This window comes from Pseudodesulfovibrio sp. (genome assembly GCF_028692895.1).
Lineage (GTDB): Bacteria > Desulfobacterota > Desulfovibrionia > Desulfovibrionales > Desulfovibrionaceae > Pseudodesulfovibrio.
Genome location: NZ_JAQUWN010000009.1, coordinates 64,872 through 75,729, shown reverse-complemented (window position 1 = coordinate 75,729; position 10,858 = coordinate 64,872). Strand labels below are relative to the sequence as shown.

Sequence of the window (10,858 nt, the reverse complement as noted above, 5' to 3'; positions counted from 1 at the left end):
CGGGATGGAGACGATGGCGTCCACGGACACGCCCGCCACATGCAGCCCTGTCCGGGGAACAAGACGGATACGGAACGGGCGTGACGATGCGGGGAAGCTACGACAAGGCCTGGTCATGGAGCCCCCCCGCATTGTGAACCCCCATCCTCGATGGCTGCTGTCACCCGTTACGCATCTGGCTACCGGAACGGGTGAAAGCCTGTCGACGACGCCGGACGGCCCTTGCCATTTGCAGTGGCTTCAATTAGTAGCCATAAGATGTGATCATTAAATAATTCATAAGCCATATCGACAGGTAACGCATGCCGTATACGTATACTATCCACGAGGAAGAGGACTTCCTCAACGTTATAGTCACGGGATCGACGGAATCCGCAGTCGAAACCGCAAGATTCGCGACCCAACTTGGCACCGAAGCTCAAAAACGCGCCAGAACGCATATCCTGCTTGACGAAACCGGCTTCGAACCCTTGCTTGACCAGTTCGACATCTACAATTTTTCCGAAAAGCTGTCGGTCCAGTTCCCGGCGCTGGGCCTGAAAATCGCGGTTCTCCACCGCGAGGAAAGGCGAAAATTCTATACCTGTGCGGAGACCTTTCTTCGGAACCGGTCCATCAACTACCGAGTATTTCAGGACAGGACGGAAGCCCTGAAGTGGCTGCGGGCCTGAACGTCCCGGCCGGTGAAGGGGATAACCGACAAAAAAGCCTTGAATCCGCATCAGCAGGATTCAAGGCTGTTTCGTTCGGTGGCGGAGAGGAGAGGATTTGAACCTCCGATTGAGTTCCCCCAATACACGCTTTCCAGGCGTGCTCCTTAAGCCGGGCTCGGACACCTCTCCGCGTCGAGAGGGTGTAACTACCCAAAATAGAGCCGCATGGCAAGTGAAAAATGGACGAAACTTCCCCTTATGCGAGAGGCAGTTGCAGGCTGCCGCGAAACTCGTCCAGGCTCTTGGCCCCGATCTCGGTCAGCAGCGCCTCCATCTGGTCCACCAGGTTGAAGGCGAAGTCCGGCCGCAGGAAGTTGGCCGTACCCACCTGGACCGCCTGGGCCCCCACCAGCAGGAACTCCAGGGCGTCCTCGGCCGAGGCTATGCCGCCGATGCCCACCACCGGGATGTCCACGCTGCGCACCACCTGGTGCACGCACCGGAGCGCCACCGGCTTGATGGCCGGGCCGGAAAGCCCCGCGATGACGTTGGCGATGCGCGGTCGGCGCGTCCGGATGTCCACGGCCATGCCCGAGAGCGTGTTGATGAGCGAGAGCGCGTCCGCCCCGCCGTCGGCCGCCGCACGGGCGCAAACCGTGATGTCCGTGACGTTGGGCGAGAGCTTGACCATGACCGGCTTGCTCCCGGCCCGCTTCTTGACCGCCTCGGTGACCCTGGCGATCTGGGCCGGGTCCTGGCCGAAGGCCACGCCGCCCTCCTTGACGTTGGGGCAGGAGACGTTGACCTCCAGCGCGGCAACGCCCTCCTCGGCCGCGAGCACCCCGGCCAGTTCGCCGAACTCGGCCGCGTCGCAGGCGTAGAGGTTGGCCAGCACGGCCACGTCCCGCCATGGCAGGGACGGCAGGATCTGGGTCACGAAGTGCTCCACCCCCGGATTCTGGATGCCGATGGCGTTGAGCATGCCGCACGGCGTCTCGGCGATGCGCGGCATGGGGTTGCCCTCTCGCGGCTTGAGCGAAAGGCCCTTGGCCACGATGCCGCCGAGCTTCTTGAGGTCGCCGTAGGGCGCGAATTCCAGGCCGAAGCCGAAGGTGCCGGAGGCGGTCATGACCGGGTTCTTGAGATTGAGGCCGCCGAAAGAAACGTGCATATCCATGTTCATGCTCCCCCTAAAACTCCACCTTGTCGGCCCAGAACACCGGGCCGCGCGTGCAGACCTGGACGTGATGCCCGGCCGAATCCTTGGTCACGCACCCCAGGCACGCGCCCACGCCGCAGCCCATCCTGTTCTCCAGCGAGACCTGCGCCCGCGCCCCGTACTCCTTGGCGAACCGCTGCACGGTGCGCATGAAGGGCGTGGGTCCGCAGGCCAGGACCAGACCGCCCTTCTCCGCATACTCGCGGATCAGCCCGCCCATGGCGTCGATGATGGCCTGGAGATCGGTGGAGGTCTTCTCCAACATGCAGTCCGCGCACACGTCCGCGGCGATGATGTCGTAGGGATAGCATTCGAGCGGAACGCGGTGGGCCAGGAAGAGCCGCACGTTGCCGGGGTGCGGATGACGCTCGACATATCCGCGAAACGGGGCTATGCCGATCCCTCCCGCAAGGAGCAGCGTGGGGGCATCCGGCTCCATGGCGAAGGAATTGCCGAGCGGCCCCCAGACGGCCACCTCGTCGCCGGGCCGCAGGGCCGCGATGCGAGCCGTGCCCCGCCCCGATTTCTGGATGAAGACCGTCAGCGAGGTCTCGTCCGCCGTATAGATGGAAAACGGGCGGCCCCAGACCAGGTCCAGGGGCCAGGCGACGGGCCGGACCATGACGAACTGGCCGGGACGCCACTCGTCCCAATCCGGATATTCCAGCGTTATCTCGTAAAATTCGTCCGGCCTTTCCTGTTGACCAACCGGGGCGACTTTCAATACCTTAACATTCCGACAATTCCGCAGGGACATGGCACGACCTTATGAGTAACAGGCATATTCCAGAAATCATGGCTCCGGCCGGGGACTCCGCGTCCTACCTCGCCGCCGTCGCCGCAGGTGCGGACGCCGTCTACGTGGGGCTGAAGCATTTCTCGGCCCGCATGCAGGCCACCAACTTCTCTATCAGCGAGCTTGCCCGGCTGGCAAGCCTGGGCCGCGATCACGGCACCCGGACCTACGTGACCATGAACACCCTGGTCAAGCCCGGGGACGTGGAGGCGGCCGGAAGGCTGGTGGACAGGCTGCAACGCTCGGTGCGCCCCTTCGCCCTCATCGTCCAGGACCTGGCCATGATCGAACTCGCGCGCCAGGCGGGCTACGAGGGCGAGATTCACCTCTCCACCCTGGCCAACCTGAGCCACCCGGCCGGGCTGGAGATCGCGGCCAGGCTGGGGGTCAACCGCGTGGTCGTGCCCCGCGAGCTGAACCTGGACGAGGTCAAGCTCATGACCGAGGCCTGCCCCAAGGGGCTGGACCTGGAGATATTCGTCCATGGCGCGCTCTGCCACTGCGTCTCGGGCCGCTGCTACTGGTCCAGCTACATGGGCGGCAAGTCCGGCCTGCGCGGCCGCTGCGTGCAGCCCTGCCGCCGCCTTTACCGCCAGGGCAACCAGCCGCCCCGCCGCCTCTTTTCCTGCACCGACCTCTCCCTCGACGTCCTGACCAAGCCCCTGCTCTCCATGCCGAGGATCACCGCCTGGAAGATCGAGGGGCGCAAAAAGGGGCCGCACTACGTCTACTACACGGTGCGCGCCTACCAAATGCTGCGCGACAACCCGAACGACGCCCAGGCCAAGAAGGCGGCCACCGACCTGCTCGACCAGGCCCTGGGCCGCCCGTCCGGCCATGCCGTCTTCCTGCCCCAGCGGGTCTTTCAGCCCGTGCAGCCCGACGCCGAGACCAGCTCCGGCCGGTTCATCGGCGAAATCAAGCGGGCCGGGGCCAAGCTCTATTTCGAGCCGCGCGAGCCCCTGGAGCCCGGCGACCTGGTCCGCGTGGGCTACGAAGACCAGCCCGGCCACCGCACCGTGCCCATCCGCCGACGCGTGCCCAAGCGCGGCCGCCTGGACATCCCGGGCAAAGGCCCGGCCCTGCCCACCGGCACCAAGGTCTTTCTGGTGGACCGCCGCGAACCCGAGCTGACCAGGATGATCCGGGACCTGGAGGGCGAGCTGGAGCTCTTCCCCCTGCCCGAGGCCGGGGAATCGACCTTCGCCGTGCGCTGGCCCCAGGCCGCGCCCACCCGGCAGGTCCGGACCGAGAACGTCACCCTGTTCCGCACCCCGCCCACCGGGCGCATCGGCGGCAAGGGGGCCTTCTGGCTGGAGCGCGCGGTCCTGGGCAAGCTGCCGTCGGCCATGGTCTCCCGCGCCCAGTGGTGGCTGCCCCCGGTCATCTGGCCGGACGAGGACAAAAAGTACCGCGCCCTGCTCAAGGAGGCCGCCAAGAAGGGCGCGCGCGAATTCGTCATCAACAGCCCGTGGCAGGCCGCCTACTTCACCGACCGCAAGGACGCCGTCCTGGTGGCCGGACCGTTCTGCAACCTCTCCAACCGGCTGGGCCTGGACGTCATGAAGACCCTGGGCTGCTCCTCGGCCATCGTCAGCCCGGAGCTGTCCGAGGAGGACGCCCGCGAGCTGGCCCAGAACCCGCCCCTGCCGCTGGGGCTGGTCATCAAGGGGCTGTGGCCCTTCGGCATCGCCCGTTTTCTCTCCGAGGCCGTGCGCCAGGAGGAACCGGTCAAGAGCCCCATGAACGAGGTCGCCTTCGTCCGCCGCTGGGGCCAGAACAACTGGATCTACCCGGGCTGGGAGCTGGACCTCAACGACGAGTTCAAGGAGATCGTACGCATGGGCTACAAGACCATGGTCACCATCCTGGAGCCGTGGCCCAAGGCCGTGCCGAGGCCGAAACGGACCAGCACCTTCAACTGGAAGATCAAACTGCTTTAAAGCAATCCGCCGCAAACGAAACGGCCGCCGGGACATCTCCCGGCGGCCGTTTTTCATTGCGTGAGTCTTCCCCGCCCTAGAGCAGGATGTTGCCGACCATGTAGGTCACGGCCTTGCCCGCGATCTTGACCCGGTCGCCCAGGTCCTCGCAGTCGAGCACGCCGCCCCGGCGGGAGGCCTGGTAGGCCTGGAGCGTCCGCCGCCCCAGCCGGGCGGACCAGAACGGGACCAGGGTGCAGTGGGCCGAGCCAGTGACCGGGTCCTCGGGAATGCCCTGCTCGGGCACGAAGGTCCGGGAGACGAAATCGAAATCCAGGCCGGGGGCCGTGCAGATCAGGCACATGCCGTCCAGCCGGGAGACCAGGCGGAAGTCCGGGGCCAGGCCGCGCACCTCCTCCTCGCGCTCGAACACGGCCATCATGTCCCGTTCGCCCATGAACAGCTCGGCGGGCCTGGCGCCCAGCGCCTTGGTCACCCGCTCGGTGACCTGGATGGGCCGCACGGGCCAGGACGGGAAGTCCATGGAATAGCGGTCGCCCTCGCGGTCCACGAACAGGCGGCCCGAGCGGGTCTCGAAGACCACGGCCGGGTCGGTGTAGCCGAGGTGGCGGTAGAGGACGTGGGCGCTGGCCAGGGTGCCGTGGCCGCAGAGGTCCACCTCGGACTCGGGCGTGAACCACCGAAGCTCGAAATACTCCCCCTTGCGCACGAAGAAGGCGGTCTCGGGCAGGTTGTTCTCGCCTGCGATGCGCCGCATCAGGTCGTCGGAAAGCCATTCGAACAGCGGCACCACGGCCGCCGGGTTGCCGCCGAAGACCTCGTCGGCAAAGGCGTCCACCTGGTAGATGTCAAGCTCCATGGCCCTTTCCTCCGGCTAGAAGGTCTGCTTGAACAAATCATCCTGCGACACCGGGGCCTCGCCGGTCCCGCCGCCGCTCCCGGCCATCTCCGTGGGTTCCGTCCCCACCTTGAAGGGCAGGAAGAACTCCTCGCGGGACGAGGAGGAGGCGAGCTTGCCGGTATTGGCGTCCACCCTGACCATAACAATTCCCGGCGGCTGGGTGAAGTCCTGATACGGATAATCCTCCTCTACCACCTTGCGGTAGTCCACCCAGATGGGGCTGGCCGCGCGCGAGCCGGTTTCCCACTTGCCCATGGGCTTCAGTTCGTCGAAGCCCACGTACACGCCGGTCAGCAGGTACGGGGCGTAGCCCATGAACCAGGCGTCCTGCTCGTTGTTGGAGGTGCCGGTCTTGCCCGCAATGGGACGGCCGAGGATCTTGGCCCTCCAGCCGGTGCCCTGCTGGACCACCTGCTTCATGAGCGTGGCCATGATGAAGGAGGTCTGCGGGCTGATGGCGTCCACGGTCTCGGGCACCGAGGCGTAGAGGTCCTCGCCCCAGGCCGAGCGCACCGAGAGCACGGTGCGCGGCTTGATGTAGGAGCCGCCGCGCGCAAAGGTGGTGTACGCCTCGCACAGGTTCATCAGCGAGACCACGGCCGAACCGAGGGACACGGACAGGTCGTGGGGGAAGTCGGACTCCAGGCCCATGGCCTCGGCCCGCTCGATGATCTTGCTGATGCCGAGCTTCTGGGCGATGCGGATGGTCACCAGGTTCTTGGACTTGACCAGCGCGGTCCGCAGCAGGGTCGGGCCGTCGAAGGTTCCCTCGAAGTTCTCGGGCCGCCAGAGCTTGCCCTGGGAATCGTCGGCATAGACGATGGGCGCGTCCAGGATGACCGAGGCCGGGGTGAACCCGTTGTCGAGAGCCGCCGAGTAGACGATGGGTTTGAAGGCGGAGCCGGGCTGCCGCCGGGCCTGGGTGGCGCGGTTGAACTGGCTGCGTGCAAAGGAATAGCCGCCCACCAGGGCCACGACCTCGCCGGTGTCCGGCTTGACCGAGACCAATGCGCCCTCGACCAGGGGCTCGCGCTCCAGGTCCAGGGTCCAGACGCCCTCGGGATTCTCCGGGGCCTTGGACACGGTGACCCAGACCACGTCTCCCGGCTTGAGAATCTTACGCGCGTCGTCGGGGTCGGACACGTCCTCGTGGCTCCGCTTCGAGTCCGGGGTGCGCACCCACCACATGGCCTTGACGGGGATGATGCCGTTGTATCTGCCGAACCGGACGTAGGCCTGGCCCTTGTCCACCTTGGAGACCCAGGCCTTCATGAGCTGGTCCTTCTCCAGGATGTTCGCGGTGTCCTGGGGGCCTTCGGCCAGCACCGGGGCCACGTCGCCGGGATTGACGTGCCCGGCCGGGCCCAGCCAGCCCCTGCGCTGGGCCGAGTCGAGCAGCCCGCGCCGGAGCGCCTTCTCGGCCGCGGCCTGGTGCTTGAGGTCGCAGGGCGTGGTCACGGTCAGGCCGCCGGTGTAGACCGCCTCCTCGCCGAATTTCTCGATGAGCCAGCGCCGGACCTCCTCCAGATAGTAGGCGCCCACCTGCCACGACGGGTCGGGCATGGACTCCAGCTTGACGTCCTCCTGGAGGGCGGCCTGATACTGTTCCTCGGTGATCCAGGCCAGGGAGCGCATCTGCTCCAGGACGTAGCGCTGGCGCTGCTTGGCCTGCTCCCAGCTCTTGTAGGGATTGTAGCGGCTGGGGGCCTGGGGCAGCCCGGCGAGCATGGCCGCCTCGGCGATGGACAGGTCCTTGGCGTGTTTGGCGAAATAGGTGCGGGCCGCCGCTTCCACGCCGTAGGAGTGCGCGCCCAGGAAGATCTGGTTGAGGTAGATGGTGAGAATCTCGTCCTTGGTCAGATAATTTTCCAGGCGGAAGGCGAGGATCGCCTCCTTGAGCTTGCGCTCGTAGCTGCGCTCGGACGTGAGCAGCAGGCGCTTGATGATCTGCTGGGTGATGGTGGAGCCGCCCTGGCGGGTATGCCCGGCGCGCAGGTTGGCCACGAAGGCGCGGGCGATGGCGGTCAGGTCCACGCCGTCGTGCTGGTAGAAACTCGCGTCCTCGGCGGCCAGGAAGGCCTTGGGAATCCACTCGCACATCTGGTCGAGCGTCACCAGGAACCGCTTTTCCTTGTAGAAATAGCCCAGGACCTGATTGTTCTCGGCATAGACCGTGGTCACCAGGGGCGGGTTGTAGTCCGTTATCTTCTTGAAGCCGGGCAGGTCCTTGGACGCCCATTGATAAAGGCCATAGGCCGCGCCGATGCCGAGCACGGCGCAGACGAGAAAGACGACGAGCAGTATCTTCAATGCTTTCATGAGACTCAGAATCCTTTGTTGACCCTGGACGCGCCCTTGGCGGGCGGCAGTCCCCAGACGAGCCGGAGCCGACCGTAAAGATCCTTTACGGTCGCCCGGTTGGTGTCAAGGGCGTGGTACATCTGCCCGAGCGAGCGCGACTCGCGCCGCGCCAGGCAGGTGGTGGAATCGAAGACGATGACTTCCGAACCGGCCATCCACAGCGGATAAAGGCGGCAGAAATAAGGGCGCACCTCGCGGGGAACCTCGCACCCCAGGGGGCCGAGGAAACGGCATGCGCCCATGGAGTCCACGGCCAGCCGGAAATGTTCCTTGCCCTCGGGAAACAGCGCGCGCACCTCGTCCTCCTCGCCGGGGAAGAGCCGGCAGGCGAACTTGATGAATGCGGGGGAGTTGGGCGACAGGGCGAAGCCGCCGGTGTAGGGGACGTGCTCCTGGATGCGCTCCTTCTCCATCTGGGAGAGGGGGAAGCAGAAGTCCTCCTGGCCGATGGCGATACGGCAGCAGGTGGGCCCCAACTGGGAACACCGGCGGCAAACGTCGGAATCGTCGGTCCGGGTCGGCGTCATGCGTTCACCCGCCGCTATCCGGCGCTTCCCTCGTTGTGGCCGTTCGAGAATTTGAGCGCCCCCTTGCCGAGCAGGTCGTGCAGGTGGACCATGCCCGCCAGCTCGCCGTTGTCCCGGACCACGGGCAGCACGGTGATCTGGTTGTGCTCCATGATGTCGAGGACGCGGGCCGAGGTCTCGCCCGCCGTGGCCCGCTTGGGCGAGGCGGTCATGACCTCGGTCACGGGCCGGCTGGTGTCGAAGGGGCCGCAGCAGACCTCTCGGCGCACGTCGCCGTCGGAAAGCACGCCCCTGAGGACGTTGGTCCCGTCCACAATGGCCACCAGGCCGAGTCCGCCCGCGTTGAGCACCTTGAGGGCGTCGGCGAAGGACACGGAGTCCGCCACCACGGGCAGGCCGTCGGTGTGCATCAGCGAGTCCACGCTGGCCGCCAGGCGCTGGCCCAGGGAGCCGCCCGGATGGAACTTGCGGAAGGCCTCCTTGTCAAAGGACTTCCACTCCATCAGGCAGACGGCCAGGGCGTCGCCCACGGCCAATTGGGCCGTGGTGCTGGAGGTGGGGGCCAGCCCCATGGGGCAGGCCTCGCGCGGGACCTTGACCTGGATGGTCAGGTCCGCGAGCTGGGCCATGGCCGAGGCCGTGTTGGAGGTCATGGCGATGACCGGGGCCCCCAGCGACCTGAGCGTCGGGATGATGTTGTTGACCTCGTCGGTGCCGCCGGAGTTGGAGATGGCCAGGATGACGTCCTCGCTGCGAAGCATCCCCATGTCCCCGTGCGCCCCCTCCACCGGGTGGAGGAAGAAGGACGGGGTGCCCGTGGAGGACAGGGTGGCCGCGATCTTGCGTCCCACCAGCCCGGACTTGCCCACGCCGGTGACCACCACCCTCCCCTTGCATTCGGCCATCAGAGTCAGGGCGCGGACAAAGGGGTCGTCCAACTGCCCGCGCACGGCCAGCAGCCCTTCGGCCTCGATGTCGAGCACCTCGCGGGCGAGCTTGAGCCAATCGGTTGCGGTCTTGCTCATGCGGGCCCCCTAGCAGAACTCCTTGATGATGCCGGGCGCGGCCTCCAGGCAGTTCTTGCCCAGGCGGTCGGAAAGCGGGATCGGATACTTGCCGTCAAAGCAGGCCAGACACCAGGCGTCGTCGGCCGTAACCGAGTCGAGCAGACCGGGAATGGTCAGGTAATGCAGGGACTCGATGCCCAGGAAGCGCGCGATGTCGTCCTCGCTGTGGGCGGCGGCGATGAGCTCGCCCTTGCTCGAAAAGTCGATGCCGTAGAAACAGGGAAAGCGGATGGCCGGACAACTGACCCGCAGGTGAATCTCCCGCGCGCCCAGCTCGCGCAGCTTCTTGACGCGCGCCCGAATGGTCGTGCCGCGCACGATGGAGTCCTCCACGATGATGATGCGCTTGCCTTTGACCATGGATTTCACAGGGTTGAGCTTCACGCGCACCGAGAAGTCGCGCATGTCCTGCGAGGGCTGGATGAAGGTCCGGCCCACGTAGTGGTTGCGGATCATGGCCAGCTCCAGGGGCACGCCCGAGACCTGGGAATAGCCCACGGCCGCGTAGTTGCCGGAGTCCGGGAACGGCATGACGAAGTCCGCGTCCACCGGGGCTTCCTCGGCCAGCTTGGCGCCCATGGCCTTGCGCCGCTCGTAGACCACGTCGCCGAAGATGTTCGAATCCGGACGGGCGAAATAGATCAGCTCGAAGATGCACTGGCGGCGCGGCTGCGGCTCGCAGTAGCGGCGGCTGGTCATCTTGTTCTTGTGGATGACGATCATCTCGCCCGGCTCCACGGGACGGACGTACTCGGCCTCGATCAGGTCGAAGGCGCAGGTCTCGGTGGCGAAGACGTAGCGGTCGCCCACCCGCCCGAGGCCCAGGGGGCGCACCCCGTACGGGTCCTTGATGGCGATGAGCTTGTCGTTGGCCAGGATGAGCAGGGAGAAGGCGCCGCGCACCTTGTTGCACGCCTTGGCGATGGCCTCCTCGATGTCGCCGGACCCGTTCAGGTACTTGATGATGAGGTGGGCCAGGACCTCTGTGTCCATGGTCGTCTGGAAGATGGACCCGCTGGCCTCCAGCTCGGAGCGCAACTCGTAGGTGTTGACCAGGTTGCCGTTGTGGGCCACGGCCAGGCGCAGGTTGCCGTGCCGGACCAGAAACGGCTGGGCGTTGCGGATGAGCGACGCGCCGGTGGTGGAGTAACGGATGTGGCCGATGGCGATCTCGCCCTTGAGTTCCTTGCCCAGGTGCCGTTCGTTGAAGACGTCGGCCACCAGCCCCATGCCCTTCTGCTCGCGGATCTTCTCGCCGTCCCAGGTGACGATGCCCGCGGACTCCTGTCCGCGATGCTGCTGGGCATAGAGGCCGAAGTAGGTCATGCGCGCGGCCTCCTTGTGGCCGTACACGCCGAACAATCCGCAATACTCTTTTTTCATTCCGATTC

General features: G+C 66.1%; 9 protein-coding genes and 1 tRNA gene. 1 reads left to right on the top strand and 9 read right to left on the bottom strand.

Annotated elements, in window-relative coordinates; all coding sequences use genetic code 11:
* Window positions 1-179: 179 nt before the first annotated feature.
* From PHP91_RS03995 to PHP91_RS03980, 4 genes are all read right to left on the bottom strand, one after another.
* A complete protein-coding gene (locus PHP91_RS03995; protein WP_300137201.1) occupies window positions 180-722 on the bottom strand; it encodes a hypothetical protein in 543 nt (180 codons plus the stop codon).
* Between the two features lie 28 nt (window positions 723-750).
* Window positions 751-842 (bottom strand) — tRNA-Ser (locus PHP91_RS03990).
* A gap of 67 nt (window positions 843-909) precedes the next feature.
* The gene (locus tag PHP91_RS03985; RefSeq protein WP_300137198.1) at window positions 910-1,830 is read right to left on the bottom strand and encodes a dihydroorotate dehydrogenase; all 921 of its coding nucleotides are present in this window, start codon (window positions 1,828-1,830) and stop codon (window positions 910-912) included.
* A gap of 13 nt (window positions 1,831-1,843) precedes the next feature.
* Window positions 1,844-2,596, bottom strand: a complete 753-nt coding sequence (locus tag PHP91_RS03980; RefSeq protein ID WP_366141530.1) for a dihydroorotate dehydrogenase electron transfer subunit — start codon at window positions 2,594-2,596, stop codon at window positions 1,844-1,846.
* Between the two features lie 71 nt (window positions 2,597-2,667).
* Here PHP91_RS03980 and PHP91_RS03975 point away from each other — a divergent pair, with 71 nt between their 5' ends.
* A complete protein-coding gene (locus PHP91_RS03975) occupies window positions 2,668-4,611 on the top strand; it encodes a peptidase U32 family protein (protein WP_300137192.1) in 1,944 nt (647 codons plus the stop codon).
* Between the two features lie 76 nt (window positions 4,612-4,687).
* On the opposite strand, the gene PHP91_RS03970 is transcribed toward PHP91_RS03975, so the two are convergent.
* The 5 genes from PHP91_RS03970 to purF are packed head-to-tail and all read right to left on the bottom strand — an operon-like array spanning window position 4,688 to window position 10,850.
* Window positions 4,688-5,470 (bottom strand): PhzF family phenazine biosynthesis protein, encoded by a 783-nt coding sequence (locus PHP91_RS03970; RefSeq protein WP_300137190.1) that lies wholly within the window; start codon window positions 5,468-5,470, stop codon window positions 4,688-4,690.
* 15 nt (window positions 5,471-5,485) lie between these two features.
* The gene (locus PHP91_RS03965) at window positions 5,486-7,831 is read right to left on the bottom strand and encodes a PBP1A family penicillin-binding protein (RefSeq protein ID WP_300137188.1); all 2,346 of its coding nucleotides are present in this window, start codon (window positions 7,829-7,831) and stop codon (window positions 5,486-5,488) included.
* 5 nt (window positions 7,832-7,836) lie between these two features.
* Window positions 7,837-8,400, bottom strand: a complete 564-nt coding sequence (locus tag PHP91_RS03960) for a zinc/iron-chelating domain-containing protein (protein WP_300137185.1) — start codon at window positions 8,398-8,400, stop codon at window positions 7,837-7,839.
* A 14-nt stretch (window positions 8,401-8,414) separates the two neighbouring features.
* Window positions 8,415-9,425: a KpsF/GutQ family sugar-phosphate isomerase gene (locus PHP91_RS03955; RefSeq protein ID WP_300137182.1), complete on the bottom strand. Its 1,011-nt coding sequence runs from the start codon at window positions 9,423-9,425 to the stop codon at window positions 8,415-8,417.
* Window positions 9,426-9,434: 9 nt separating this feature from the next.
* Window positions 9,435-10,850 (bottom strand): amidophosphoribosyltransferase, encoded by a 1,416-nt coding sequence (gene purF, locus PHP91_RS03950; RefSeq protein ID WP_300137179.1) that lies wholly within the window; start codon window positions 10,848-10,850, stop codon window positions 9,435-9,437.
* Between the last annotated feature and the right edge of the window lie 8 nt (window positions 10,851-10,858).

Excerpts from the sequence above, each read along its gene's own strand:
- PHP91_RS03995 (WP_300137201.1), bottom strand. The coding sequence starts at position 722 with ATGCGGATTCAAGGCTTTTTTGTCGGTTATCCCCTTCACCGGCCGGGA.
- PHP91_RS03985 (WP_300137198.1), bottom strand. The coding sequence starts at position 1,830 with ATGGATATGCACGTTTCTTTCGGCGGCCTCAATCTCAAGAACCCGGTC.
- PHP91_RS03975 (WP_300137192.1), top strand. The coding sequence starts at position 2,668 with ATGGCTCCGGCCGGGGACTCCGCGTCCTACCTCGCCGCCGTCGCCGCA.
- PHP91_RS03970 (WP_300137190.1), bottom strand. The coding sequence starts at position 5,470 with ATGGAGCTTGACATCTACCAGGTGGACGCCTTTGCCGACGAGGTCTTC.
- PHP91_RS03965 (WP_300137188.1), bottom strand. The coding sequence starts at position 7,831 with ATGAAAGCATTGAAGATACTGCTCGTCGTCTTTCTCGTCTGCGCCGTG.
- PHP91_RS03960 (WP_300137185.1), bottom strand. The coding sequence starts at position 8,400 with ATGACGCCGACCCGGACCGACGATTCCGACGTTTGCCGCCGGTGTTCC.
- PHP91_RS03955 (WP_300137182.1), bottom strand. The coding sequence starts at position 9,425 with ATGAGCAAGACCGCAACCGATTGGCTCAAGCTCGCCCGCGAGGTGCTC.
- purF (WP_300137179.1), bottom strand. The coding sequence starts at position 10,850 with ATGAAAAAAGAGTATTGCGGATTGTTCGGCGTGTACGGCCACAAGGAG.